A 26,294-nucleotide genomic window follows, 5' to 3' on the forward strand; every position below is an offset into this window, starting at 1 on the left:
GGTGTTCAAAATGACCGCCAGCGGTATCAGCGAAAGCGCCGTGGAAACCTTAGCCGCCCGTGAGCGCGCTCGCTTCCTCGCACACAACCCCAAGTCCATCGCCCTCGCCGAGCGCGCCCGCCACTCGCTGTTCGGTGGCGTGCCGATGCACTGGATGAGCGACTGGTCGACGCCTTCGCCGCTGTTTGTCAGCCGTGCCCAAGGCGCGCGCTTCTATGACGTCGATGGCCACGAGTACGTCGATTTCTGCCTCGGCGACACCGGCAGCATGTTCGGCCACTCGCCGGCACCGATCGCCCGCGCCCTCGCCGAACAAGGCGGCAACGGCCTGACCACCATGCTCCCCGGCGAAGATGCGGTCGTCGCCGGCGAGCTGCTCGCCGAGCGCTTCGGCCTGCCCTATTGGCAAGTCGCGACCACCGCCACCGACGCCAACCGCTTCGTCCTGCGCTGGGCGCGTGCAATCACCGGGCGCAACACCTTGCTGGTGTTCGACGGCTGCTACCACGGCACCGTCGACGACGTCATGGTGCGCCACCAGAACGGCAGCACCGTGCACCGCCCCGGCCTGCTCGGCCAGGCCTATGACCTGACCCAATACAGCCGCGCCGTACCCTTCAACGACCTCGCCGCCCTCGAAGCGGCATTGGCCCAGGGTGACGTGGCGGCGGTGCTGTGCGAGCCGGCGATGACCAATATCGGCATGGTCCTGCCCGACCCCGGTTACCACGCCAAGTTGCGCGAACTGACTCGGCAGTACGGCAGCCTGTTAATTATCGACGAAACCCACACCATCTCCACCGGCCCCGGCGGCTGCACCCGCGCCTGGAGCCTGGAGCCGGACTTCATCACCCTCGGCAAACCGATCGCCGGTGGCGTGCCCTGCTCGGTCTACGGTTGCAGCGCGGAGATGGCCACGGCCATGCAACAGGCCCGCAGCCACGCCAGCGCGCACGGCGAAGGCCACGGTCACAGCGGCATGGGCACCACGCTGTCGGCCAACGCCCTGGCCATGCACTGCATGCGCACCAACCTCAGCGAGGTCATGACCGAGGCCGCCTATGCGCACATGCTGCCGCTGGCCGCGCGCCTGGCGGACGGCTATCGCCAACTGATCGACAAGCACGGCCTCGCCTGGTCGGTGACCGAACTCGGCGCCCGCAGCGAATTCCAGTTCTGCCCGCAGTCGCCGAAAACCGGCGCCGAGGCCGAAGCGGCCTTCCACGACAGCCTGCAGATGACCTTGCACCTGTACCTGATCAACCGCGGCATCCTGATCACGCCGTTCCACAACATGACCCTGTGCTGCCCCGACACCAGCGTCAGCGATGTCGATCGCCTGTTGGCTACGCTGGATGAGGCACTGAGCGAGCTGCTGGCCATCCCCGGCGCTCGGCAATAAGCCCCTCTCCCGCCAGTGGGAGGGGAGAAAACCAGACAACAGGACACCCCCATGCAATTCGCCGACATCAAAGAAGCCCAGGACTTTCTCGCCGCCCATCCCGAGGTGCGCAGCATCGAGCTGTTCATCATCGACAGCAACGGCGTGCCGCGCGGCAAGTTGCTGCACCGGGAAGAGCTGCTGGCGATCTATGAAAACGGCCGGCCATTGCCGAGCACCATTCTTGCCCTGACCATCAACGGCGAGGATGTCGAGGACACCGGCCTGGTCTGGGAGGTCGGCGATGCCGACTGCTGGACCTACCCGCTGCCCGGCAGCCTGACCCTGCAACCCTGGCGGCAGCAGCCGACCGGCCAGCTGCAGGTGAGCATGCACCCGCAGCAGGGCCAACCCGCCGCCGTGGCCGACCCGCGGCATGTGCTGGTCAAGGTGATCGACGACCTGAAAGCCGAGGGCTATCACCCGGTGATGGCGGTCGAGCTGGAGTTCTACCTGCTCGACCGCGAACGCGGCGAAAACGGTCGACCGCTGCCGGCACGCCAGGCCAACGGCGCGCGCCCACACGCCACCCAGGTGTATGGCGTATACGAACTGGAGCAGTTGCAGTCGTTCCTCAATGACCTCTACGACGCTTGCGACGCCCAGGGCCTGCCGGCACGCACGGCGATTTCCGAATACGCCCCGGGGCAGGTGGAGATCACCCTCGAACACCGCTACGACGCGCTACAAGCCATCGACGAAGGCGTCCGCTACAAGCGCCTGGTCAAAGGCGTGGCGAACAAGCACGGGCTGCAAGCCTGCTTCATGGCCAAACCCTTTGGTGATCTGGCCGGCACCGGCATGCACATGCACGTCAGCCTGGCCGATGAACAGGGCACTAACCTCTACGCCAGCGAAGACCCCGCCGGTACGCCGCTGCTACGCCACTCCATCGGCGGCATGATGGCCACCCTGCTGGACTCCCTGGCACTGTTCTGCCCCAACGCCAACTCCTTCCGCCGCTTCCAGGCCAACAGCTACGCACCGCTGGCGCTGACCTGGGGCATCAACAACCGCACCGTGTCGCTGCGCGTACCGGGTGGCCCGGCCAAGAGCCGGCATATCGAGCACCGCATCTGCGGCGCCGACGCCAACCCGTATCTGGCGGCGGCAGCCATTCTCGCCGGCATTCACCATGGCATCCGCCAACAGCTCGACCCCGGCGCGCCGATCGTCGGCAACGGCTATGCCCAGGCCACGGAGTTCCTGCCGACCGACTGGCTCACCGCCCTGCGTGCGCTGGAAGCCTCCAGCTGGGCCAAGGAAGTCTTCGGTGCGGAGTTTCTCAAGGTCTACCTGGCGATCAAGCACGAGGAATACCGCCAGTTCATGGGCGAGGTCGGCGAGCAGGATTGGCGCTGGTACCTGACCCAGGCCTGAGCGCCAAGCGCCCCGCGGCCTGCCGTCTCAGTGTGACGGGTGTGGCTGGGCTGCTCATCCTCTCCTCCAGCGCCCGTGCCAGCCAGGCGCGGGCCATACCGGCATGCCCGGTGCGCAGATTGGCCAGCATCAGGTTGTTCAACGCCAGCTCACGGCCCACCGAATCGCTCTGCTCGACACGCCGCAACTGGCGCTCGAAGGCCTCGGTCGCATCGCTGTAGCGGCCGCCCTGGTAGGCGGCCGTGGGGCTGTCGCAGCCGGGCTCAGTGGCGTTGCAGGCAGCGCCGAGTGGCAGCAGAGCCAGAAGGCCATGGCGCAGAAAATACTCGGTCATCGCAACATCCTTGTAGGGGAAAGTCGCCATCTTAACCACGCGCGGCAGTCGATGACGTGACTGCGCCAGCCCCGGCACAGTCTCCTTGAAGACGCCAGATTCGCTGCGCAATCGCCGAAATAGATACAACCCACGGGCAACGGCCTGCAGCAGCGGCTAAGGTTGCCCGATAACCTTGCTCAGAGCGCACTATGGAACCCGGAAACGCCCAACTGACGATGACCGTGTTGATGACCCCGGACATGGCCAATTTCTCCGGCAACGTGCATGGCGGCACCTTGTTGAAGTACCTCGACGAAGTCGCCTATGCCTGCGCCAGCCGTTACGCCGGGCGCTATGTGGTGACTCTGTCGGTGGACCAGGTGATCTTTCGCGAGCCGATCCATGTCGGCGAACTGGTGACCTTTCTCGCCTCGGTCAACTACAGCGGCACCAGTTCGATGGAAATCGGCGTCAAAGTGGTTACCGAGAACATTCGCGAAAAATCGGTGCGGCATACCAACAGCTGCTTCTTCACCATGGTCGCCGTCGACGATGCCGGCAAGCCCACCGCCGTACCCGCCCTGCAGCCGCAAAGCGGCGATGCATTGCGGCGCTTCAAGCAAGCCCAGCAGCGTCGCCAACTGCGCCAGGAACTGGAGCGCCGCTACAAGGAAATCCGCGAAGACGCGTGATGGGCGGATGAGGCGCCGTAGCCCGGCGTGCCCTGCTGTGCCACCTACACATCTTGTTTAACTATGCGCAGCCCGCCGTACCAGAGCTGGCACAGTCACTGCGTTAAACTGGCGCCCCGACGCGTACGGCCTGGTTCAGGCCTGCGGCGGTGGTCGCTCACCGCCACCTTGCGCTGCCTCCCCTCCAGCGCAAGTGCAGCACCGCTGTCGGCCCTGACTGAGACACGATCGATGATCACTCCCGGCCCCTGGCGGGAGCGCGCCCAGCCCTTATTCGCTGTACTCGGGAGATGCCATGTTGCACCACACCCCACTGATCGCCGCGATCGCCACTGGCTTCGTGCTGGCCTTTATCCTCGGCACGCTGGCCAACCGCCTGCGCCTCTCGCCCCTGATCGGCTACCTGCTCGCCGGCGTACTGGTCGGCCCCTTCACGCCGGGCTTCGTCGCCGACAAGGACCTCTCCCACGAACTGTCCGAGATCGGCGTCATCCTGCTGATGTTCGGCGTCGGCCTGCACTTTTCCCTGAAAGACCTGATGTCGGTGAAAAACATCGCGATTCCCGGCGCCCTGGTGCAGATCAGCGTCGCTACCCTGCTCGGCATGGGCCTGGCCTGGTGGATGGACTGGCCCTGGGGCGCCGGCCTGATCTTTGGCCTGGCGCTCTCGGTGGCCAGCACCGTGGTGCTGCTGCGGGCGCTGGAAGAGCGGCAGTTGATCGACAGCCGACGAGGCAAGATCGCGGTCGGCTGGCTGATCGTCGAAGACCTGGTGATGGTCATGGCCCTGGTGCTGATCCCGGCCCTGGCCGGGGTCCTCGGCAGTACGCCGCCGGGCACGACGCCCGACGGCAGCGTGCTGCTGCAACTGGGCATCACCCTGGCCAAGGTCGGCGCCTTCGTCACCCTGATGATCGTGGTCGGCGGCCGGGTGATCCCCTGGCTGCTGGAACGCAGCGCCGGCACCGGCTCGCGCGAGTTGTTCACCCTCGCCGTACTGGCCATCGCCATGGGCATCGCCTACGGCTCGGCGGAGCTGTTCGGCGTGTCCTTCGCCCTCGGCGCGTTCTTCGCCGGGATGATCCTCAACGAGTCGGAATACAGCCACAAGGCCGCCGAGGATTCGCTGCCGCTGCGCGATGCCTTCGCCGTGCTGTTCTTCGTGGCGGTCGGCATGCTGTTCAACCCGGCGATCCTGCTCAACGAGCCGCTGCTGGTGCTCGCCACTCTGCTGGTGATCGTGCTCGGCAAGTCGCTCGCCGCACTGCTGATCGTGCTGGCGTTCGGCAAACCGCTGAGCACCGCACTGACCATCTCCGCCAGCCTGGCGCAGATCGGCGAGTTCTCCTTCATCCTCGCCGGCCTGGGCATCGGCCTGGGCCTGATGCCCGAGGCCGGGCGCGACCTGATCCTCGCCGGGGCGATCCTGTCGATCGTGCTCAACCCGCTGCTGTTCCAGCTGATCGACCGCCTGCAACCCTGGCTCGACCGCCGCGAAAACACTGCGCCGGCCGGCATCACCAGCCCGGCACCGGACGAGGACGAGTTCCTGCCGATCACCGAAACCGGCCACGCCATCCTCATCGGCCATGGTCGGGTCGGCGGGCGGATCAGCCAACGCCTGCGCGCCGAGGGCATTCCGCTGGTGATCATCGAAGGCAATCGCACCCGAGCCCAGGAACTGCGCGAAGAGGGTCTCAGCGTGGTGCACGGCAACGCCGCCAGCAGCCTGGCGCTGGAGCTGGCCAACGTGGCCGCCGCGCGCTGGCTGCTGATCGCCATACCGAATGGCCTGGAAGCCGGGCAGATCGCCATCCACGCACGGGCGGCGAATGCCGATCTGGACATCATCGCCCGCGCGCATTTCGACGCTGAAGTCGACTACCTGCAAGCCCACGGCGCCGATCTGGTGGTGATGGGCGAGCGGGAAATCGCCCGAGTGATGTTCACCCGCCTGGGCATCGAGAGCCGCGCGTCGGGCTGATCGGCAGCGGCCGCAGCGAGTGCCGCAAGGTCGCGACGAGTCAAGCTGGAGTGCCCGGCTTGCGACGGTTAAGCTGGGTGCTCTTGTCGGAGCGCAACCACCATGCTGACCCTGGGTAATCTGTTCGTGCTTATGCTGCTGGCCGCTGGCGGCGCCTGGCTGTGGCATGCCCATGGCCTGCGCGAGCGCGCCCTGGCGCAGGTCAAACAGCATTGCCTGCAGATGGAAGTGATACTGCTCGACGAAAACGTCGCCCTGCGCAAAATCGCCCTGCTGCCCGACGCCCGCGGGCGCAAGCGCCTGGCGCGGGTCTATGGTTTCGAGTTCACCGTCACCGGCGAACAGCGGCATACCGGCAGCATCACCCTGTTCGGCCAGCATGTCGGCCATATCGAGCTGGCGCCCCACCCGTTCGTGGAAAAACCCGGCAGCGCTCCGGCCCAGCCGGACATCGTTCCCGACCCCATCGCCGAGATAACCCCGGAGCCCGCCAAGCGTGGCGCCGAAGTGGTTCAGCTCAGCGAGTGGCGGCGCACCCACGACAAGTGGCACCACTGACAGCGTAGGGCGGGCTCCCCGCCCTTATATGGCAATAGGGTACCTACAGCAGCAGGTAGGGTGGATTAGCCGCGCAGCGGCGTAATCCACCAAAGCGGGCAAACAATCAACGCCAAGCACAAGGCGAGGCGCTCGAGCGATCCGAAGCCCTAACGGCCAGCTGGTTCGCGGCAAGCGGTGGAAGCCCCTCCGGGGATTCCACCCTACTAATCTACTAATCCACTAGCGTCTAGTTCGAGCGGTCCCAGCCTGGCCCGGCTCAATTGTGTTGCAAGAGAAAACCGCTCACGCGTTCGGCACTGTCCTCTGGATGCTCCTGCATGAAGCAGTGCCCACCGGCCACCACCTGGGCGCTGACGTGGGCATTCAGTGCCGTCACCCGCGCCACCGCCTTGGCGACAAAGGGGTAGCTCTGCTGACCATGCAAAATCTGCGTCGGCGTGACGATTTTGCCCAGCGACGACCAGAGTCGGCGCGGATAGGAGCTGAAGATTTCCACTTCGCGGCTCGGCCGGCATTTAAGTTCGACAGCGCCGTCCCCGACCTTCAGCCCATGCTCGACATAGGCCCACAGCGCCGCATCGTCCCAGCCCTTGAAGATCCCGCGGCCATACAGGCCGGCATAGGCCGCGGCACGGTCCGGCCACTGCCGCCGGCGGCTGGCCGACTTGCGCGCCAGGGTGCTGCGCCGGTGCAGGCCGAGCACCTCGGACAGCGCCATCACGCCGATCAGCGCCGGCGGAAACAGCACCGGGTCGAGCAACACTGCGCGCTGGAACAACTGCGGCTGCTTGGCCAGGATCAGGCTGCTGAGCACGCCGCCAAAGCTGTGCCCGGCGGCAAAGCACGGCACCTCGCCGAACCGCCCACGGCCCTGCTCGAAGGCTTCCAGCGCCAGCTCGGCACTGCGGTTCCAGCCATGAAAACGCCCGCCGTGGTCGCTGTCGCCATGACCCTGGGCATCGCACAGCCAGAGGTCGAAGTCCGCCGCCAAGCGCTTGAGCATCGGCTCGTAGGCGCGGCCGCAGAAGCCGTTGCCATGCAGGAAATGCAGCAACGGCTTGCCCGAGGGCGGGCTGTGCCAGCCACGCAGGGTGAAACCGGCGGATGTGGCATGTGACCAAGGTTGTAACGTCATGGGATAACTGTGCGACGAGGTGAGCGCGGCAGTTTAGCTGTCGACTGCCGCGCTAATCCAGCTGACAGGCTGCCAACCCGGCGTTGAGTGCGCTCTCGTCCTGGGCTTCGGCGAAGATCAGCTCCAGGCGTGAATCCTTGCGCCACTCGCTGTTCTGCCAATGGATCGGCTCGCCGTTCAAGGCATTGCCGGAGAGCCAGCCGGCGTTGGTCCGCAGCACCAGCTTGGCGCGCCGCCAGGGCAGGCTCGCCAGCCACAGCTGCACGTGCAGCAGCTCGAAGCGCTGGCTCGGATGCCAGCGCCAACCAATGCTCCAGCCTTCGGCCTGCCCCTGGCTTTGGCAGATCGGCTGGCGCGGATCGAGCCAGACACTGGCAAGGCTCGGCGCCGGGCTCGCGGGCAGCGCCAACTCAGCCTGGGCCGCTTCAGCCAGGGCCCGCACGCCGGGTAATAGATCCAGCGGCAGAGCGCCCTGGATGGTCCAGCACGACGGCCGTGGCGGCAGCTCGGCCAACAGCTGCGCCCGTTGCGCAGCATCGAGGGTTTCCGCCTTGTTCAGCACCAGCAAACCGGCATCGGCGAGCGCCGCCTGCTGCATTTCCGGCAGCACCTGTCCAGCGGCCAAGGCCGGCGCATCCAACACCAGCACGCTCGGCTGCACGGCCAATACGCCGGCCCATGGCGCTTCCCGCAACTGACGCAAGAGCTCCGTCGGGTGGCCAAGACCGGACGGTTCGATCAGCAAACGCTGCGGCTTGGCCTTGCGCAGCAAACGCGCCAGGCCGATCTGGAACGGCGCGCCGTTGACGCAGCACAGGCAACCGCCTGCCACTTCAGCCAGGGCGATACCGTCGTCGCTGCTGGCCAGCAGCGCGGCGTCCAGGCCGATCTGGCCGAACTCATTGATCAGCACCGCCCAGCGCTCATCGGCCGGACGCTGCGCCAGCAAGTGGCGGATCAGGCTGGTCTTGCCCGCGCCCAGGGGGCCGGCGATCAAATGGGTGGGAATATTTTTCAGCATGGGCTCATGGTGAGGCTTGTCCGGCTGGGGAGGAAGTTTTTGTCGCCACGGCCCTCGAAGTCGCTCCCGCAAGAGCCGCGCACGGTAATCCGCATGCTAGAGTCGCCGGCAGTTTTTGCGCGGAATGGAGAGAGACGATGCGCGTATTGTTGTTGCCCTTGCTGCTTCTGCTGCCCGCTCAAGCCATGGCCGAAGCCTGTGTGGTGCATAGCCAGGCCGCACGGCTGGACATCAAAGTCTGCCAGCAGAACCGCAGCATCCCGCCGAACCTGTTTCGCAGCGGCTTTTGCCAGCCACAACTGCAAGGGCAAAAGGTCGCCGTCGAATTCGTCGAACAGTGCCCAATCGGCGCCTTCGGCGTCTGCCGCGCGGCCCGCGTCGCCGGCACACCCTACCAGCAGGACATCCATTACTACGGCGTGGCCAGCGACGCGGCCTACCTCAAGCCGGCCTGCGAGAAACACAACCAAGGCGTATGGATCAGTCGCTGAATGCCTCATGCCGCTCAGCTCAGCTCAGCCAATCCAGGGTGAGGATCAGCCGTCGCTCACCCGCTGCCGCTTGCGGCGAGCGATGGACAATTCCATAGCCTTCATTACCCAGCCACTTCTCACCCTTGAACAACGCCACCTCGCCACTGGCCATCTGCTGAATCCGTGCCGGATCCTGCGGTTCGGCCGCCGGGTCGCCAAGCCGCGCCCGCGTGATCGCCCCCTCGCGCAACCACTGACTGCCGGCCCCGGCATAGGTGGTGATCAACCGCAGCGGCACATGATCGACGTGAAAACGTGGGCACATGGCCTTATCCAGTACGCGCAGGCGCAAACCAACCCGCCTGGCATCGAGTAGGCAGGCGTAGGCCTGCAGCAGCCAGGCGACATCGGCAACAAATTCGGCGTACCCCTCCAGGGCCGAGAAACTGGCGGCCAAGCGCTCTAGGTCCGGCTGCACAGCCGCTCCAGGCAACTCCAGGGCGATGGACTCCGCCAGCGGCATACCGGCCGCCAGCAGGCTGCGCACGAACGCCATGAGCGGCGCCGACAATTGCCGCTGCCAGATCGCCAGGTTGACGCCCTCCTCCAGCGCCTCGCTCAGCACCTGCGGGTTATCGCCGGTAACCTGGCGCACGACCGGTGTTAACCTTTGCGCCGTTATCGGCCGGGCAAAGAATTGCTCGGCGAGCATCAGGCGACCTCCGCCGGCCAGGGGCCGAACGGGTCCGGCAACTGTTGCCAGGCTGCCATGCCCTGGGCCATTTCGCTGTCGCTCAACTGGCAGGCATCCAACTCGTCATGCAGCAAGGCGAAGTCGATGTTCTGCCCGATAAACACCAGCTCCTGACGGCAATCGCCGGCCTCCACGCTCCAGTTGCGCAGGATTGCCTGCACGTCTTCATCGTCCTGCGGCCATTCGCTCTTGGCCACGAAACGCCACCAGCGCCCGGCGAAACCATGGCGCAGCATACCCCCGGCCTGCGACCAACTGCCGGCGTCCCGGTGCTTGCTGGCGAGCCAGAAAAAGCCTTTGGAGCGCAGCAGGCGGCCATTGCTCCACTCCCGGTTGATGAAGTCGAAAAAGCGTTGCGGATGGAAGGGCCGCCGCGCGCGGTAAGCGCTCGAAGCGATGCCGTACTCTGCGGTTTCCGGCACATGCTCGCCACGCAACTCCGTGAGCCAGCCCGGCGCCCGGGCCGCGCGCTCGAAGTCGAAGCGACCGGTGGCGAGGATCTTCGCCAACGGCACCTGGCCCATGACCATCGGGATGATCTGCGCCGTGGCGTTCAGGCGACCGAGGATCGCCATCAGCTCTTCGCGCTCGCGGCTGGAGATCAGGTCGATCTTGCTCAGCAGCAACACGTCGGCGAACTCGACCTGCTCGATCAGCAGGTCGCTGATCGAGCGTTCGTCGTCGTCACCCAGTACCTCGCCGTGGCTGGCCAGACTCTGCGCGGCCTGGTAGTCGCGCAGGAAGTTCAAGCCATCGACCACCGTGACCATGGTGTCCAGGCGCGCCAGGTCGGCCAGGCTTTGGCCGTCTTCACCACGGAAGGTGAAGGTTTCCGCCACCGGCAGCGGCTCGGAAATCCCAGTGGACTCGATCAACAGGTAGTCGAAGCGACCGTCCCGGGCCAGGCGGCTGACTTCTTCCAGCAGGTCTTCGCGCAGGGTGCAGCAGATGCAGCCGTTGCTCATCTCGACGAGCTTCTCTTGCCCACGATTGAGGCTGACATCGCGCTGGACTTCGCTGCCATCGATATTGATCTCGCTCATATCGTTGACGATCACCGCCACCCGCAGGTTGGCGCGGTTCCTCAGCACATGATTGAGCAAGGTGCTTTTGCCGGCACCGAGAAAGCCGGACAGCACGGTTACGGGGAGCCGGTTTGGCATCGGTCGTTCTCCAGGGAAATCTGTCATCGAGGTAATTGGTACAATATAACATGCCAATCAATTTCAACGACGGATGCTCACAATGAATGCTTCAACTCTGCCGGACATCGCCGCACAGGCATCCCGGCACGCACTGCCGCTGGACTGGGTCGGCATGTGCGGCATCGCGCTGCCCGTGTGGTTGGCTGGGCAACGGCTGAATGCCCAGGCCGACGCAGGTGTCAGCCTGGATGACGGTACGGCCCGCGGTATTCACATGTCGCGGCTCTACCTCGCCCTGGCCACCCTGGAGCATGAGCCGCTTTCGCCAGCGCTGCTGCGGCGGGTGCTGCAAGGCTTTCTCGACAGCCACCAGGGGCTAGCTGCCAGCGCCTCATTACGGCTGCAGACCGCGCTTCTGTTGCAACGCCCAGCCCTGGTCAGCCCCCTGTCCGGATGGAAGTCATATCCGGCCAGCATCGCTGCACGCCAGGATCCAAGGGGGTTTCACGTGGAACTTAGCCTTACGCTGAGCTACTCATCGACCTGCCCGTGCTCGGCGGCACTGGCGCGCCAACTGATCCAGCAGCGCTTTAGCCAGGATTTCAGCGGCGCACCCCTGGATAATGCTGCCGTGCACGCCTGGCTGGGATCGTCGGAAGGGATTGTCGCCACGCCCCATAGCCAGCGCAGCAGTGCTCACCTGCAGATCCGCCTGGATCCGACGGCCAGCGACTTACCGCTGCAAGCGCTGATCGACCGCGCGGAAGCCGCACCGGGCACCGCCGTGAAGCGCGCCGACGAGCAGGCCTTCGCCCTCGCCAATGGGCAAAACTTGATGTTCTGCGAAGACGCGGCGCGGCGCCTGCACCTGGCCTTGCGCGAGCACGCCGAAGTGCAGGGCTTGCACTTGCGGGTGGTGCATGCCGAAAGCCTGCACGCCCATGACGCCGTGGCCGAGAGCCGCTGGAACTGGGCGCTCGGGTGATCCACTCGCGCGCCTGGCAATGGCTCGCTCGGCCGAACTACGGTTGCCGCGGCTGCAACGTGCCGCAGTCGGCCGCCAGCCAGCGACCCGTGGACTCCAGACTGCCGCTCTGCGGCAGGCCACCTGCGCTGAAGGCGCCGTTGAGGGTGGTCACGAACTCACGATCGCTGACAAACCGCGTCTGCCCTTCGCCTTTACCTTGCGGGCAGCTGAAGCGGAACTTCAAGAGTTGCGGGCTGCGTTCGGTAATCTGCTGGGTACAACCGGCCTGTGCGCCCTGCAGGGGAATATCGTCGGTCTTGATCTGTTCAGGGCTCAGGCAAACGCGCACCCCCTGCCCGGCGACGGCGACGCCCTGCTTCGCCATCGCCTGCTCGGCCATTTGCCGTTGCTCCGCCGGCAGATTGCCAAGCAATTGATCCAGGTCCGGCAGCGCCTGGCCATTGAGTTGCATCGTGTCGGAACTCATTTCCCAGAGCCCGGGTTGCAGCGTTTGCGCCTGGGCCAGTTGCGGCAGCAGGCCGATCGCCGTAGCCAGGATGAGCAAGCGGATGTTCATGCGCTGAATTCCTTGCTGAGGTTGCTGATGCGGCCCGCGTGGCCTACCGAATGGCCTGCCGTCACGGGCCACCCTGCAGTAGACGCCAGCGAGGGGTGACAGTTGCAGCACAATTGCGGCACCCTCGTGATTAAGACCAGCGGGCGGCGGCGCCGATTCGCTGGCCTGGGCGATACGTGTAGGCTGACAGCACAGGCCATGCACGCAGCGGATCGGCGAGTGAACAGCCCACCGGACAGCGCCGGATAAATCCGCCCAGCCCGGCCTAGTGCCCGCCACTTAAGGAATGTACGCGCAGATGGATTACAGCATCGCCCCGCTACTCGGCTACTTGCTTGCGCTGGTGCATCTGCTCGGGCTCGCCGCTGCGGTTCATGCCGTGCTCACCGTGCGCACCGCGCAAGGTGCGATCGCCTGGGCCATCTCCTTGCTGTTCATGCCCTACCTGACCCTGCTTCCATACCTGGTGTTCGGCCGCAGCACCTTCGATGCGTACATCCGCGCCCGCCGCCACGCCGACCGTGAAATGCACAGCGCAATGGCCCATTTGAACTGGCGGCCCTGGGCGGAAAAAGCCCTGGCGGCACTTGAATCCGAAGCTTACGGCAATCTGCGGGCCATGCCGCGCCTGAGTCGGATGCCATGCCTGACGAACAATCAAGTGCGTCTGCTGATCGATGGCGAAGCCACCTTTTCCGCCATCTTCGCCGCCATCGGCGCCGCGCGGCAGGTGATCCTCATCCAGTTTTTCATCATCCACGACGATGCCCTGGGTCGCCGCCTGCAAGCCTTGCTGCTGGAGCGTGCCGCAGCCGGCGTCGCGGTCTATCTGCTCTACGACAGCATCGGCAGCCATGCCTTGCCGCGCAGCTATGCCGAGCGCCTGCGCAGCGGCGGCGTACAAGTCAAAGCCTTCGCTACCCGCAGCGGAATGCTCAATCGCTTTCAGCTCAACTTTCGCAACCACCGCAAGATCGTGGTGGTGGACGGCGAATGTGGTTTTATCGGCGGGCACAATGTCGGCGACGAATACCTCGGCCTGCAGCCGCCGCTGGCACCCTGGCGCGATACCCATATCGAACTGCGCGGGCCGGTACTGGCTTGCCTGCAGGAATCGTTCGCCGAGGATTGGTTCTGGGCCACCCGACAGCTGCCACCACTGATCCTGCCGGACACCTACCCCAGCGGCGGCATGCTCTGCCAGGTATTGGCCAGCGGCCCGGCGGATGCCCAGGAAACCTGCTCGCTGTTCTTCGTCGAAGCGATCCATGCGGCACGCGAACGGCTGTGGATCACCAGCCCGTATTTCATCCCCGACGAAGCAGTGTTCGCGGCCTTGCGCCTGGCGGTACTGCGCAATGTCGACGTGCGCATTATGCTGCCGGCGCGACCCGATCACCGTGCGGTATATGCCGCCTCCAGCCTGTACGCCTTCGAGGCGCTGCATGCCGGCGTGCGCGTGTTCCGCTATCAGCCGGGCTTCCTGCACCAGAAAGTCGTGCTGATCGACCAGAGCGCCGCCGCCATCGGCAGCGCCAACCTGGACAACCGCTCGTTCCGCCTGAATTTCGAGATCATGCTGCTGACCGTCGACCGCGGCTTCGCTCAGGAAGTCGAGCGGATGCTGGAAAACGATTTCGCCCAATCGCTCGAACTGGCGGCGGGCGACGACCAGCATATCCATCGCCTGCGCCAGCTCGGCATGCGCGTGGCGCGGCTGATTTCACCGATTCTGTAGCGGTCGGGGCGCCTTGTCTGCCGCCTTTCCCGAGCCCCGCATTCGCGAGGACGACGGTTGAGTCCCGCCGACTCAATCAGCCGATTCGACGGTGAGCTCTTCGTGGTAAAGCTGCAGGCCGCGTGCCTGATAGTTGGCCAGGGCGCTGGGGTGATCCAGGGTGCAGGTGTGTACCCAGACACGGCGGGTACCTGGCCACGCCCAGGCCGATTGCAGCGCATGGGTGAGCAGCGGGCCACCAAAGCCGCGGCCGAAAAACGCTTCGGCCAAGCCAAAATAGAGAATCTCCACAGCGCCGTCATCGCTTCTGAGCAGCTCGTAGTAACCGGCGATCGCGCCCTGGTGATAGGCCACCCAAGTACGGTGCTGGGCCTGGTTGACCAGTGCCCGCCATTGCGCATCGGACCAGGACAGTTTGTCGGTCCAGGCCCAGGGTTCGCCGATCAGTTGGTAGAGAAAGCGATTGAGCTGGAACTGCTTGATCTGGCACTCGACGATCAGCAAATCCTCGCTCATCGGCTTGCCGCGAATGTGCTCAGGGCTGCACATTTCCAGGTAGTAGGTGGTGTAAGAGCAAGCAGTCATGTTCGGCGCATCCAGCAATAACCGTATGGGTTCACGACCCATACGGCGGCTCGCGAGTGTGCCGAGGCTAAACGAACAAAACCCCCAACGGCAACGCCGAGGGGGGCTTTTCTATTCCGTATGTAACCGGCCGCTACTGATGCCGACACACGCCGAGCCAGCGGTCCCAGCTCCGTAGCGGCGAGATCGGCGCCAGATTGGGCAACACACGCGATCTCAGCAATACAGATCCGCCCGACTCCAGGGCAGCCCGTGGGAACCATCGCTTGACGGCTTGACCGCCAGGATCTGATGCAGGTTCATCCAGCCGTGGGCAAAGCCATAGGCGCAACCGGCCAGATACAGACGCCAGATCCGCAACACCTGCTCGGGCACCAGGGTGGCGGCTTGCGCCAGCGTGCTTTCCAGATTGGCGCTCCAGAACTCCAGGGTGCGCGCGTAATGCAGGCGCAGGCTTTCCACGTCCACCACTTCGAGGCCCGCCTCGCTGAGGTGCGCCGTCATGCTCGCCAAATGCGGCAGTTCTCCGTGAGGGAACACGTAACGGTGGATGAACTCACCGGCGCCACGCCCAACCGGCCGACCATCGGTGCACTTGGCGGTGATGCCGTGGTTCAACACCAAACCACCGGCCCGCACCGCGCCAAACAGACGTTGGCAGTAAATCGGCAGGTTGGCGTGGCCGACATGCTCGAACATGCCGACGCTGACGACTTTGTCGAAACGGCCGTCCTGCGGCAGGTCGCGGTAATCCAGCAGCTCCAGTTGCACCTTGGCGTCCAGGCCTTCGGCCGTAACCCGTTCGCGAGCCAGCTCCAACTGGGCCTCGCTGAGGGTGATGCCAAGCACCTGCACGCCGAACTCACGGGCAGCGAAACGTGCCAGGCCGCCCCAACCACAGCCGACATCGAGCAGACGCTCGCCCGGCTGCAGCCGCAGCTTGCGACACAGATGCCGCAGTTTGGCCTGCTGGGCCTGCTCGAGACCTTCCGTGCCGGTCTCGAAGTAGGCGCAGGAATAAACCATCTCGCGATCCAGCCAGAGCGCGTAGAACGCGTTGGAAAGGTCGTAATGGTAGGAAATCGCGGCGGCATCGGTGGCCTTGTCGTGCTCGGTGCGCGCCGGCAAGCTGGGGTCATCCTCGCCGATCAGTGCCTGGCTGAGCACATCGCCGATGCGAATGACTTCGCTGATAGGCCCCTCCAGGCCCAGCCGCCCCTCGACGTAAGCACCGCCCAGTGCATCCAGGCTGGGATGGTTGAATTGTGCGATCAGGCTCGGGTCCCTGAGCACCATGGTGACACTCGGCGCAGGGCCGAGGTCGAGCTCATGGCCGTTCCACAAGCGCAGCCGCAAGGGCAATTGAAGTTCGCGCAGGCTCGGCGGAAGTTGCGCCAGCATAGGAAGCCCCCCGTTTACACTCATTAGTGCAAGCGTAGTTCAAATGACTCCCAGGCCCAGCGGCCGGTTCAACAACCTGGCTATAGGCACAACAGATTTTGTCTATGAGCACTGCCGTTGCAGCAGCCCGTCGCTCAGCCACTGCTTGAGCCAGGTTGCCGCCTGCACCGGTGCGGCGTCGCCCTGCGCGCTGAGCTCGCCGCATAGCTCGGCGAAACTCCAGCCGTGCTGACTCATGCCGGCCAACGCCGAGGCCTCGGCAGTACCCAGGCTGCGATAGCGGCTGACCAGGCCCTGGCGCCAGATCAGGCAGACCTCGGGCTGCGCCAGCACAGCACTGGCCGGAAACTCGGCGCTCGCCTTCACCGCCTGCCAGAGCGCCAGGCTGTTGTAGCGGCAGGCCTGCCATTGCACGTTGGGCAGCAGCCGCACCTGCAAACCGGGCCAGTCTTCGGCCGGCAGCGCGGCCATGTCTTGCAGCGTCAGCAGTGGTGCATCGGGCGCATCGAAAGCCAGGGTGAACGCCCACTCCAGGCGCGCCAACTCCGCCAGCGGCGCGCTTTGCGCGGCGACCAGGTAGCCTTCGATAAAATCCGCCAAGCGCGCGCCCAGCCAGCGCAGGCTGTAGTGCCGCGACGGATGAGCCTGCACATAGGCATTCATCAACGCCGCGAACTCGTCGTCGCCCAGCCAGTGGTGCACGGCGGGATAATCGCCACGCAAGGCCTCCTGCAGGCGTGCGCGGTAGGCATTGTGATAGATCGCCAGGCCTTGCTCGACAGGCAGCGTCGGACTGCCCAGCAGGCTTTCGCGCAATGCCGCGCCGGGTAGCGGTTGCGCGCCCAACAGGTAAGCTTCGACCTCCAGTTGCCAGTCGTTCAGGCGCATGCGGCCTCCGTGCCGAGTGCCACAGCCGCATAAGCGCGAGCCTGGTTCAGTTCATCGAGCAGTACGCCCAGGGGTGGGAAGTTATCGTCGCGCTCCAGCAGCGTGGCGACCGGGCCGAGGTGCCGCAAGGTGCGCTGGTAAAGCTCCCAGACCGGATCGCTGACCGGCTGATCGTGGGTGTCGATCAGGTAACTGCCGTAATCGCTGTGCCCGGCCAGATGCAACTGGCGAATCCGTGCGACCGGCAACGCGCTGATGAAGTCCCAGGGCTCGAAGCCGTGGTTGCGCGCACTGACGTAGACATTGTTGACGTCCAGCAACAGCTCGCAGCCGCTCAGTTCGCTGAGGGCCGCGAGGAACTGCCATTCACTGAAATCCGAATTCGCGGTGCGCACGTAACTGGAGACATTTTCCAACACCAGCGGCCGCTCCAGCACATCCTGCACCTGGCGCACACGGGCAGCCACATGCTGCAGGCTTTCTTCGGTGTAGGGCAGCGGCAGCAGATCGTGCAACTGATGGGCGTTACCGCGGCTCCAGCACAGATGATCGGAGATCCAGGCCGGTTCGACCCGCGCGGCAAGCTGTTTCAGGCGCTGCAGGTAGTCTTGATCGAGCGGATGCGGGCCACCGATGGACAGCGAAACGCCGTGCATCACCAGCGGGTAGTGCTCGGCGATGGCGTCCAGGTAATACAGCGCCTTGCCGCCCTCGACCAGGTAATTTTCCGAGACGATCTCGAACCAGTCCACTGCCGGGCGCTGCTCGAGAATTTCGCTGTAGTAGTCGCTGCGCAACCCCAGGCCATAGCCAAGACAGGGGATAGCTGAAGACATGCCGAACTCCTTCACCAAAAGGGCCGGGGTGGCCGCAAAACGGCCACCCCAAGCGCACTTACGGGCCGACTTTACCGCCGGCATTGTTGCACTCGGCGAGGGTCAAGGATTTGAAACCTTGACCTTTGCAGGAGCCCTGGCCTTTGCAGGCGTTGGAGGCGGTCTTGCAATCGTTCTGGCCTTTGCAGGAGGTCACGCCATAACAGTGAACCATGGCTTCTTCGGCGAAAGCCTGAGTCGAGATGGTCGCGAACAGTCCAGCAGCGGCGAGAGCGAGCGCGGCGCCAGCTGCAGCGGTTTTGATGGTCATGTGGTCTTCCTCGATAGTGTGGGGTGGTCTGCCGTGGACGGCTTATTGGGTCCCGACATAAAGATAGAGTGAGGACAGTTTCTGACGTTACAGCCGGGCAAAAAAAATAGTATTTATTTATCCCGCAGCCGCCCGACCCAATGCGCCTCTGCGCGCGCCGCGCCTGGATCAGCCTTTGTCCGCCGGCCGATACAGGTGCTCATGACCTGCGCGATAGAGGTTGGAGTCGGCGAAATCCTCGGCCGCCAGCACCCGCCCGACCAGGATCAACGCCGTGCGCTGGAAGCCCTTGGCCTGCACCTTGGGCTGGATGTCGGCCAGGGTGCCGCTGACCCAATCCTGATCCGGCCAGCTAGCGCGGTGCACCACCGCCACCGGGCAGTCGGCGCCGTAGTGCGGTAGCAGTTCGGCGACTATCTTGGGCAAGTGGCTGATACCCAGGTGAATGGCCATGGTGGCGCCATGGCGCGCCAGGTCCGGCAGCTGTTCACCGGCAGGCATCACGGTTCTGCTCGCATAGCGGGTGAGAATCAGGGTTTGCGAGATGCCCGGCAACGTCAGCTCGCTTTCCAGCAGCGCCGCACAGGCCGCGGTGGCCGTGACGCCTGGAACGATCTCGAACGGGATCTGCAGCCGCCGCAGCAGACGAATCTGCTCGCCGATGGCGCCATACAGCGACGGGTCACCGGAATGCACGCGGGCAACGTCCTGGCCACGCTTATGGGCCGCCTCGATCAGGGCGATGATTTCTTCCAGATGCAGTTCGGCGGTATTGACCAGCAACTCGGCACGATGACCGTCGAGCACGGCCTCGGGCACCAGCGAGCCGGCGTAGAGGATCACCGGGCAGGAGCGGATCAAGCGTTGCCCCTTGACCGTGATCAGCTCAGGGTCGCCGGGGCCGGCGCCGATAAAATAGACCGTCATGGGTCTCTCCTGAATCGCTTAGTGAACACTTATGCGCGACGAACGCAGGCCAACGCAACGCTGGCGCTGGCGCTGCTGTGTTTGCTGATCGACAGTTCGGCCGGGCCTCCGCCGACCCTCTCCGCCTGCGCCAGCGCACAGGCTTCGGCCACCCCGGCGCTGCCGGTGACGCGCAAGGCGATGGCAGAAGGCTGCGTCAGGCGGCTGTCGAATGCCGCCAGCTGCGCGGCAGAGAAAAACGCCAGTGACACCCCCAGGCTTTGCGCCAAAGCCAGCAAGCCGGGCTCGTTGCGTTTCTGCTCGATGCTGGCCAGCCCGCTGACATCCGCCAGTTGCAGGCCATGGGCCTGCAGCGTCTGCTGCAACAGTTCAAGCAGTTCGGCTTGCGCGCAACCACGCCGACAGCCGAGGCCGGCAATATACAGCGGGGCCTTGCTCATGGTCGCGACGCCGAGGCTTGAGCAACGAAAAACCCGCTGACGGCAGCGCCGCCAGCGGGTTCGCAAACCACCGGCCGAGGGCCGGAGCGGTGACTCACGCCGCGCTGGAACCAGCGAAGCGGCGATACAGCCAGGCCGAGAGCAACCCCAATGCCACCCAGAACAGTGCATTGGTAATCAGCGAGGCCCAGATGAACTGATGCTCCAGCGCTTGCGGCGCCAGGCTCGCATGCACCTCGGGCTGCGGCGCGCCGATCAGATGCGGCACCAGCAGCACTGCCAGGCCGACGATACGCAACGGCCAATGCCGCCCGAACGCGATCAGCGCCAGGCCCACAGCCGTGGCCGTGGCCGTGCCGATCCACCAATACTGGCGCAGCGCCAGATCGGCGGCGGCAGTGCCCGGCAATTCCGGCGGCAAGCCCAGCGACGGCGCCAGGCTGAACGTGGCGAAACCACCCAGGCCCCAGAGCAGGCCTTCCCAGGTGCGACCCGGCGTACGCAGGCTGTACAAGCCCGCCAGCATCAGCGCGAAGCCGACCGCGACCACCAGATTGCCACCGGTGGTGGACAGCACACGCTGCCAGCCATCTTCCGGCGCCCAGGCCTCGGCGCTGTGTTCATGAGCGGCAACGCCGGCCGCATGCGCATGCTCGGCGACCTGTTCGGTGGCCGGTGCACTGTTTTCGAAGGTTTCCGCGGTCAGAATCAGCGGGGCGACCCAGAAGCTCTGCAACAGGGTCAGTAAAAGTGCTGCCAGCAGCCCGCTGAAGCCGGCCGTCTGCGCGATGCGCTTGATCATGGCAAACCTCTCAGTGGCACGGGAACGCGGCGCTGTGACGGGTATCGTGGGCAGCGTTATGCACCGCCTCGATATGCGAAAAGCCGGCGAAATACACCAGCAACGCACCCAACAGACCGGCACCGATGGCCAGAACCAGGCGTTGCGAGAGCGAGGCGCTGGCCTCGGCAGAATGTGTCAGGGTGCTTGTGGACATGATCGTTCCCTCTGTACTGGAAGTGAAAACCTAGCAGAAGGGAACGCACGAGGAGCCGAAATGCGGGCGCATTCAGACTTCCGGCTTGCGCCCGCCCACCGCGGGTTTGCCAAACTGTAATGATTCAGGCCGGTCTCCGGGCTTGCGACGACTGTGATTCACAGTGCCATGGGACTCGCCTTCCCATACCTCGCGGCACAGTGGCTGTACGATCCCATCATTCGCTTACCGTTGCGGGGGCAGCGTCGGACTAGCCGCAGGGGCGCACCGACTTCCCGTTTCACCTTGCGCACGACCGCGCAAGACACCTGAAACAGCCCTTCTAGGACATCACGGAACGCTGCCGAGCGTCAACTTCGGCGCACAGGGCGCAATCGGCTATCCTCTCCCATTTATGGGAGAGGGCCGGGGGAGAGGGCCGCAGCGAACACCGTTCACCAGCTGATTTGACCCGACTCCAAGCACTGCGTAGCCTTGCCGCTTCGAGGTTCTCTGCGCTGAATACGCGTCAGAGCTAAGAGGGAACATGGACAAATGCCATGGCTGCCCCCGCAACTGTAAGCGACTTGATCTCTTCCAATGCCACTGCCGTACGCGGGAAGGCGAAGAGAGGGGCCCCTGATTAGGGCGCGGGGCCAAGTCGCGAGCCAGGAGACCTGCCTCGAACTGCTGTGTACGACAACCGGGCGGGGTGATCCGGTGGCGAATTGCTGATGCGGGCCCGACTCTCGGGTGCACCAGGCTCGTCACGCATGCCCGCCGATCCGATTTCGCTTCGATCCGAACAGGGCTGCGACGCATGAAAAGCTTGGCCAAACTCCCCGTCACCATCGTTACCGGCTTTCTCGGCGCCGGCAAAACCACCCTGCTCCGGCACATGCTCAACAATGCCGAAGGGCGACGCATCGCGGTGATCGTCAACGAGTTCGGCGAACTCGGCATCGACGGCGAAATCCTCAAGCAATGCACCATCGGCTGCAGCGAAGAAGAAGCCGTCGGCCGTGTCTATGAGCTGGCCAACGGCTGCCTGTGCTGCACCGTGCAGGAAGAATTCTTCCCGGTCATGCGCGAGCTGGTGGCACGCCGTGGCGACCTCGACCAGATCCTCATCGAAACCTCCGGCCTGGCCCTGCCCAAGCCGCTGGTGCAAGCCTTCAACTGGCCGGAAATCCGCAATGCCTGCACCGTCGACGCGGTGATCACCGTGGTCGACAGCCCGGCCGTGGCCGCCGGCACCTTCGCCGCCTTCCCCGACCAGGTCGACGCCCAGCGTCGCGAAGACCCGAACCTGGACCACGAGTCGCCGCTGCACGAACTGTTCGCCGACCAACTGGCCAGCGCCGATCTGGTGATCCTCAACAAGGCCGACCTGCTCAGCCCCGAAGCCCTGGCCGCGGTGCGCGCCGAAGTCGCCGAGGAGCTGCCACCCGCGGTGAAAATCATCGAAGCCCGCAGCGGCGAGCTGCCGATCGCGGTGCTGCTGGGCCTGAATTCGGAAACCGAGCTGCACATCGACGCCCGTAAGACCCACCACGATCTGGAAGACCACGAAGAGCACGACCACGACGAGTTCGACTCCTTTTCCGTCGAACTGCCGGAAGTCGAGGAAGCCCTGCTGCTGACCGTCCTCAATGGCCTGGTGGCGCGCCACGGCGTGCTGCGCATCAAGGGCTTCGCGGCGATTCCCGGCAAGCCGATGCGCCTCTTGATCCAAGGCGTGGGCAAACGCTTCGACAAACACTTCGACCGTGCCTGGCGCAGCGACGAAAGCCGCGTCAGCCACCTGGTGATCATCGGCCAGGAGCTGGACCAGGCGGTTATCCGCAACGAGCTGCGTACGGCGTTGGCATGAAGCCAAACACGCTATCGCTCTTGCTTTCGCCCCCTCTCCCGCAAGCGGGCGAGGGATGCAAAGCCGCCGAGTCCCCTTAGCCATGCACCTGTTGCGCACCCAGCCCGGCGGTTTCGTCCCCGCCGACGGCATCGCCCATCTGGCGCAGACCCCCGCCGATGTCGTGATCCTCTGCACCGGCGACTCGCACCTGTCGCTGCTGGCCGAGGCGGCGCGCGATCTACCGGCTAACTACCCGAGCCTGCGGCTGGCCAGCCCGGCACAGTTGCAGAACCATGCCTCGGTCGACCTCTACGTCGAGGAAGTGCTGCAGCATGCCAAGGTCATTCTGATTTCCGTACACGGCGGCCTCAGCTATTGGCGCTACGGCATCGAACGCCTGGTCGAGCTCGCGGAACGCGGCGCGCAGTTGATTCTGGTGCCGGGCGACGACAGCCCCGACCCGGAGCTGACGGCGTTGGGCAATGTCAGCGCCGAGCAGGCTGAACGCCTCTGGCAGTACCTGCGCCAAGGCGGGGTGGACAACGCCCGGCAGCTCTATCACTACCTGGCCAGCACCTGGCTGGACGGCCACTACCGCTGGATCGAACCGCAGCCGCTGCCGCGCGTGGGCGTTTATCACCCGCGCCAGGCCAACGCCGGGCTGCGCCATTGGCAGGCGGATTGGCTGACCGGGCAGCCGGTGGTCGGCCTGCTGTTCTACCGCACCCATGTGCAGTCGGCGAATACCGCGTTTATCGACGAATTCTGCCAGCGCCTTAGCGCACAGGGCCTGAATCCTCTGCCGATTGCCGTCGCCAGCCTGAAAGAAAGTGCCTGCCTGGCCGTGGTCGAAGCGCTGCTTGATCAAGCCGACGCGAGCCTGATCATCAACACCACCGGCTTCGCCCAGTCCAACCCCGAGGCACCGAACCTGCGCCCGTTCCGCCGCAACGTGCCGGTGCTGCAAGCCATCTGCGCGCTGGACAACCTGCCGCTCTGGCAAGCCAACCCGCAGGGCCTGGGTTCCCGCGACCTGGCCATGCACATCGCCCTGCCCGAGCTGGACGGGCGGATCATCACCCGGCCGATCAGCTTCAAGGGCCTGGCCTGGCGCAGCGAGCGCAGCCAGAGCGACGTGGTCTGCTACCAGGCCGAACCCGGACGGATGGACTTCGTCGCCGAACTGGCGCGCCGCTGGATCGAGCTGGCGCGCCTGCCGAGTGCGGACAAGCGCATCGCCCTGGTGCTGGCCAACTACCCGACCCGCGACGGCCGTATCGGCAATGGTGTCGGCCTCGACACGCCTGCCGCGGCGCTGAATATCCTCCGCGCCCTACAGGTCGAGGGTTACCCGGTGCAGGACCTGCCCGCCAGCAGCACCGCGCTGATCCAGCAGTTGCTCGGCGGCGTCACCAACGATTTCGACAACCTCGACCTGCGGCCCTGCCACCAGAGCCTGGCGCTGGACGACTACCAGCGACAGTTCGCCCGCCTGCCCGCCGCCAATCAGCAGGCAGTGCGCGAACGCTGGGGTGAGCCTGAGCAAGACCCGATGTTTCGCGGCGGGCGGATGATGGTCGCCGGCCTGCGTTTTGGCCTGACCTTCGTCGGCATCCAACCGGCGCGCGGCTACCAGCTGGATGCCAGCGCCGTGTACCACGACCCCGACCTGGTGCCGCCGCACGGCTACCTGGCGTTCTACTTCTGGCTGCGCGGCTCCTTCGGCGCCAACGCCGTGGTGCATGTCGGCAAGCACGGCAACCTCGAATGGCTGCCGGGCAAAAGCGTCGGCCTCTCGGAAACCTGCTGGCCGGATGCGATCCTCGGGCCGCTGCCCAACGTCTACCCCTTTATCGTCAACGACCCCGGCGAAGGTGCCCAGGCCAAGCGCCGCACCCAGGCGGTGATCATCGACCACCTGATGCCGCCGCTGACCCGCGCCGAAAGCTACGGCCCGCTACGCGATATCGAACGTCTGGCCGACGAGTATTACGACGCCTCGCTGCTCGATGAGCGCCGCGCCAGCGAGTTGCGCGGAGAAATCCTCACCCTGGTGCGCGCCACCCAGCTCGACCGCGAACTGCACTTGCAGATCAACGAAGACCCGAACTCCTGGCTGCCACAACTGGACGCCTATCTGTGCGACCTGAAGGAATCGCAGATCCGCGATGGCCTGCATATCTTCGGAGAGTCACCGAGCGGGCGCCTGCGCCTGGATACCCTGCTGGCGTTGCTGCGCATCCCTAGGGGCGATGGCCGCGGTGCCAATGCCAGCCTGCTGCGCGCCCTGGCCAAAGACCTGCAACTGGGTTTCAACCCGCTCAACTGCGAGATGGCCACCCCCTGGAGCGGCCCGCGCCCGGCGCAGTTACAGGGGCTGAGCGACGAGGCCTGGCGCACCCAGGGCGACACCCGCGAGCGCCTGGAGCTGTATGCGCTGCACCTGATCGAGGCGACCTTGCTCGGTACTGCGCTGGAAGTCGGCAACGAGACCGCGCCGGTGCTCGATGCGTTGCGCAACCAGGTCGCACCGACACTCGACGCCTGCGGCCCGGCGGAAATCGCCGGGCTGCTGACCGCCTTGCGCGGCGCCTTCGTGCCCGCCGGCCCCAGCGGCGCACCGAGTCGCGGGCGGCTGGACGTACTGCCGACCGGGCGCAATTTCTATTCGGTAGACGTGCGCAACCTGCCGACACCGACCGCCTGGCGCATCGGCTTCCAGTCCGCCAGCCTGCTGCTGGAGCGCCACCTGCAGGATAACGGCGACCACTTGCGCCAGCTCGGCCTGTCGGTGTGGGGCACGGCCACCATGCGCACCGGCGGCGACGACATGGCCCAGGCCATGGCCCTGCTCGGCGTGCGCCCGGTGTGGCAGGCCGGCAGCCAGCGGGTCGAGGACTTCGAGATCCTGCCGCTGTCGCTGCTCGACCGCCCGCGGGTGGACGTGACCCTGCGGGTTTCGGGCTTTTTCCGCGATGCCTTCAGCAACCTGATCCGCCTGTTCGACGCCGCCGTGCAGGCGGTGGCCGAGCTGGATGAACCCGAGGACATGAACCCGCTGGCCGCCCGCGTGCGGGTCGAACGCCAGCGCCTGCAAGCCGAAGGTCTGGACGCAAGCGAAGCCAGGCGCCAGGCCGGCTGGCGGGTGTTCGGCTCCAAACCGGGAGCCTATGGCGCCGGGGTGCAGAACGCCATCGAGGAACGCCTGTGGCAGACCCGCGCCGACCTGGCCGAGGTTTACCTGAACTGGGGCAGCTACGCCTATGGCGCCACCGACAGCGGCACGCCGGCCCGCGAGCAGTTCGTCCAGCGCCTGGAGCGCCTGCAGGCGGTGCTGCACAACCAGGACAACCGCGAGCACGACATCCTCGACTCCAACGACTATTACCAGTTCCAGGGTGGCATGCTGGCGGCGGTGGAAACCCTGCGCGGCGCCAAGGTCGCCAGCTACCACGGCGACCACAGCCAGCCTGACAACCCGCGCATCCGCACCCTCAAGGAAGAACTCAACCGGGTGGTGCGCGCCCGCGCGGCCAACCCGAAATGGATCGCCGGGATGAAACGCCACGGCTACAAGGGCGCCTTCGAACTGGCCGCCACCGTGGATTACCTGTGCGCCTTCGACGCCACCAGCGAACTGATCGACGATCATCAGTACCAACTGCTGACCGACGCCTACCTGCTGGACGCCGACACCCGCGACTTCATCCAGCACCACAACCCCGGTGCCCTGCGCGACATCACCGAACGCCTGCTGGAAGCCCAGCAACGCGGGCTCTGGCAGGAACCGGGCGAGTATCGCGAGGCACTGGAGAATCTGCTGATCGACAGTGAGGAAAGCTGATGCAGCTCTTCGTAGGAGCGGGCCATGCCCGCGATGCTTTACCTTTG

Annotated in this window: 25 protein-coding genes and 2 riboswitches; of the genes, 10 read left to right on the forward strand and 15 right to left on the reverse strand. The window is 65.4% G+C overall.

The genetic code is table 11. The features are described from left to right. The first annotated feature begins 10 nt into the window (after nt 1-10). Both AC3IYG_RS22185 and AC3IYG_RS22190 read left to right on the forward strand, forming a co-directional pair. Nucleotides 11-1,402 carry an aspartate aminotransferase family protein gene (locus AC3IYG_RS22185; RefSeq protein ID WP_489311622.1) on the forward strand — a complete coding sequence of 464 codons (1,392 nt, stop codon included), beginning with the start codon at nt 11-13 and terminating at the stop codon, nt 1,400-1,402. 51 nt (nt 1,403-1,453) lie between these two features. Next, nucleotides 1,454-2,821 (forward strand): glutamine synthetase family protein, encoded by a 1,368-nt coding sequence (locus AC3IYG_RS22190; RefSeq protein ID WP_489311623.1) that lies wholly within the window; start codon nt 1,454-1,456, stop codon nt 2,819-2,821. On the opposite strand, the gene AC3IYG_RS22195 is transcribed toward AC3IYG_RS22190, so the two are convergent. Then, nucleotides 2,769-3,155 (reverse strand): hypothetical protein, encoded by a 387-nt coding sequence (locus AC3IYG_RS22195; RefSeq protein ID WP_489311624.1) that lies wholly within the window; start codon nt 3,153-3,155, stop codon nt 2,769-2,771. The two genes, AC3IYG_RS22190 and AC3IYG_RS22195, sit on opposite strands and share 53 nt — an antisense overlap. A gap of 191 nt (nt 3,156-3,346) precedes the next feature. Here AC3IYG_RS22195 and AC3IYG_RS22200 point away from each other — a divergent pair, with 191 nt between their 5' ends. The 3 genes from AC3IYG_RS22200 (at nt 3,347) to AC3IYG_RS22210 (ending at nt 6,371) form a co-directional block, all read left to right on the forward strand. Continuing rightward, complete coding sequence (locus AC3IYG_RS22200; protein WP_489311625.1) at nt 3,347-3,829, forward strand: acyl-CoA thioesterase; 483 nt, start codon at nt 3,347-3,349, stop codon at nt 3,827-3,829. 298 nt (nt 3,830-4,127) lie between these two features. Beyond that, nucleotides 4,128-5,813, forward strand: coding sequence for a YbaL family putative K(+) efflux transporter (gene ybaL / locus AC3IYG_RS22205; RefSeq protein WP_489313987.1), 1,686 nt, complete (start codon nt 4,128-4,130; stop codon nt 5,811-5,813). Between the two features lie 102 nt (nt 5,814-5,915). Continuing rightward, nucleotides 5,916-6,371 (forward strand): DUF3301 domain-containing protein, encoded by a 456-nt coding sequence (locus AC3IYG_RS22210; RefSeq protein WP_489311626.1) that lies wholly within the window; start codon nt 5,916-5,918, stop codon nt 6,369-6,371. A 259-nt stretch (nt 6,372-6,630) separates the two neighbouring features. On the opposite strand, the gene AC3IYG_RS22215 is transcribed toward AC3IYG_RS22210, so the two are convergent. Both AC3IYG_RS22215 and AC3IYG_RS22220 read right to left on the reverse strand, forming a co-directional pair. Further along, nucleotides 6,631-7,509, reverse strand: coding sequence for an alpha/beta fold hydrolase (locus AC3IYG_RS22215; RefSeq protein WP_489311627.1), 879 nt, complete (start codon nt 7,507-7,509; stop codon nt 6,631-6,633). 52 nt (nt 7,510-7,561) lie between these two features. After that, nucleotides 7,562-8,530 carry a CobW family GTP-binding protein gene (locus AC3IYG_RS22220; protein WP_489311628.1) on the reverse strand — a complete coding sequence of 323 codons (969 nt, stop codon included), beginning with the start codon at nt 8,528-8,530 and terminating at the stop codon, nt 7,562-7,564. 137 nt (nt 8,531-8,667) lie between these two features. Between AC3IYG_RS22220 and AC3IYG_RS22225 the strand changes: the two genes are divergently transcribed. Then, complete coding sequence (locus AC3IYG_RS22225) at nt 8,668-9,021, forward strand: NADH:ubiquinone oxidoreductase (RefSeq protein ID WP_489311629.1); 354 nt, start codon at nt 8,668-8,670, stop codon at nt 9,019-9,021. 19 nt (nt 9,022-9,040) lie between these two features. On the opposite strand, the gene AC3IYG_RS22230 is transcribed toward AC3IYG_RS22225, so the two are convergent. Then, nucleotides 9,041-9,715, reverse strand: a complete 675-nt coding sequence (locus AC3IYG_RS22230; RefSeq protein ID WP_489311630.1) for a DUF1826 domain-containing protein — start codon at nt 9,713-9,715, stop codon at nt 9,041-9,043. After that, nucleotides 9,715-10,920, reverse strand: a complete 1,206-nt coding sequence (gene zigA / locus AC3IYG_RS22235; RefSeq protein ID WP_489311631.1) for a zinc metallochaperone GTPase ZigA — start codon at nt 10,918-10,920, stop codon at nt 9,715-9,717. Before zigA ends, AC3IYG_RS22230 begins: the two co-directional genes overlap by 1 nt. Nucleotides 10,921-11,002: 82 nt before the next feature. On the opposite strand from zigA, the gene folE2 reads away from it, so the two are divergent. Beyond that, complete coding sequence (gene folE2 / locus AC3IYG_RS22240; RefSeq protein WP_489311632.1) at nt 11,003-11,887, forward strand: GTP cyclohydrolase FolE2; 885 nt, start codon at nt 11,003-11,005, stop codon at nt 11,885-11,887. A 37-nt stretch (nt 11,888-11,924) separates the two neighbouring features. On the opposite strand, the gene AC3IYG_RS22245 is transcribed toward folE2, so the two are convergent. Next, nucleotides 11,925-12,446, reverse strand: a complete 522-nt coding sequence (locus AC3IYG_RS22245) for a DUF3617 domain-containing protein (RefSeq protein WP_489311633.1) — start codon at nt 12,444-12,446, stop codon at nt 11,925-11,927. Between the two features lie 298 nt (nt 12,447-12,744). Between AC3IYG_RS22245 and cls the strand changes: the two genes are divergently transcribed. Beyond that, a complete protein-coding gene (gene cls / locus AC3IYG_RS22250; protein ID WP_489311634.1) occupies nt 12,745-14,184 on the forward strand; it encodes a cardiolipin synthase in 1,440 nt (479 codons plus the stop codon). Nucleotides 14,185-14,256: 72 nt separating this feature from the next. On the opposite strand, the gene AC3IYG_RS22255 is transcribed toward cls, so the two are convergent. The 9 genes from AC3IYG_RS22255 to AC3IYG_RS22295 all read right to left on the reverse strand — a co-directional run bounded on the left by AC3IYG_RS22255 (nt 14,257) and on the right by AC3IYG_RS22295 (nt 20,569). Further along, nucleotides 14,257-14,769: a GNAT family N-acetyltransferase gene (locus tag AC3IYG_RS22255; RefSeq protein ID WP_489311635.1), complete on the reverse strand. Its 513-nt coding sequence runs from the start codon at nt 14,767-14,769 to the stop codon at nt 14,257-14,259. Nucleotides 14,770-14,985: 216 nt separating this feature from the next. Next, nucleotides 14,986-16,170: a C17 cyclopropane fatty acid synthase CfaB gene (cfaB, locus tag AC3IYG_RS22260; protein WP_489311636.1), complete on the reverse strand. Its 1,185-nt coding sequence runs from the start codon at nt 16,168-16,170 to the stop codon at nt 14,986-14,988. Nucleotides 16,171-16,272: 102 nt separating this feature from the next. Then, on the reverse strand, nt 16,273-17,058 hold the full coding sequence (locus AC3IYG_RS22265; RefSeq protein ID WP_489311637.1) for an HvfC/BufC family peptide modification chaperone: 786 nt from the start codon (nt 17,056-17,058) through the stop codon (nt 16,273-16,275). Further along, the gene (gene bufB / locus AC3IYG_RS22270) at nt 17,049-17,894 is read right to left on the reverse strand and encodes an MNIO family bufferin maturase (RefSeq protein WP_489311638.1); all 846 of its coding nucleotides are present in this window, start codon (nt 17,892-17,894) and stop codon (nt 17,049-17,051) included. Before bufB ends, AC3IYG_RS22265 begins: the two co-directional genes overlap by 10 nt. A gap of 58 nt (nt 17,895-17,952) precedes the next feature. Then, the gene (gene bufA2 / locus AC3IYG_RS22275) at nt 17,953-18,204 is read right to left on the reverse strand and encodes a BufA2 family periplasmic bufferin-type metallophore (RefSeq protein ID WP_489311639.1); all 252 of its coding nucleotides are present in this window, start codon (nt 18,202-18,204) and stop codon (nt 17,953-17,955) included. A gap of 168 nt (nt 18,205-18,372) precedes the next feature. Further along, nucleotides 18,373-19,131, reverse strand: coding sequence for a precorrin-4 C(11)-methyltransferase (gene cobM / locus AC3IYG_RS22280; RefSeq protein ID WP_489311640.1), 759 nt, complete (start codon nt 19,129-19,131; stop codon nt 18,373-18,375). 29 nt (nt 19,132-19,160) lie between these two features. After that, entirely contained in the window at nt 19,161-19,571 is a 411-nt protein-coding gene (locus AC3IYG_RS22285; protein WP_489311641.1) for a cobalamin biosynthesis protein, read from the reverse strand. Between the two features lie 94 nt (nt 19,572-19,665). Then, nucleotides 19,666-20,373, reverse strand: a complete 708-nt coding sequence (locus AC3IYG_RS22290; RefSeq protein WP_489311642.1) for a CbtA family protein — start codon at nt 20,371-20,373, stop codon at nt 19,666-19,668. Between the two features lie 10 nt (nt 20,374-20,383). After that, nucleotides 20,384-20,569, reverse strand: a complete 186-nt coding sequence (locus AC3IYG_RS22295) for a CbtB domain-containing protein (RefSeq protein WP_489311643.1) — start codon at nt 20,567-20,569, stop codon at nt 20,384-20,386. 110 nt (nt 20,570-20,679) lie between these two features. Beyond that, nucleotides 20,680-20,896: riboswitch (cobalamin riboswitch) on the reverse strand. A gap of 141 nt (nt 20,897-21,037) precedes the next feature. Then, nucleotides 21,038-21,247, forward strand: a riboswitch (cobalamin riboswitch). A gap of 121 nt (nt 21,248-21,368) precedes the next feature. On the opposite strand from AC3IYG_RS22295, the gene cobW reads away from it, so the two are divergent. After that, entirely contained in the window at nt 21,369-22,421 is a 1,053-nt protein-coding gene (gene cobW, locus AC3IYG_RS22300; RefSeq protein ID WP_489311644.1) for a cobalamin biosynthesis protein CobW, read from the forward strand. 82 nt (nt 22,422-22,503) lie between these two features. Next, nucleotides 22,504-26,247 carry a cobaltochelatase subunit CobN gene (gene cobN / locus AC3IYG_RS22305; protein ID WP_489311645.1) on the forward strand — a complete coding sequence of 1,248 codons (3,744 nt, stop codon included), beginning with the start codon at nt 22,504-22,506 and terminating at the stop codon, nt 26,245-26,247. Nucleotides 26,248-26,294: the final 47 nt, after the last annotated feature.

Source organism: Pseudomonas sp. KH_027 (assembly GCF_057838565.1).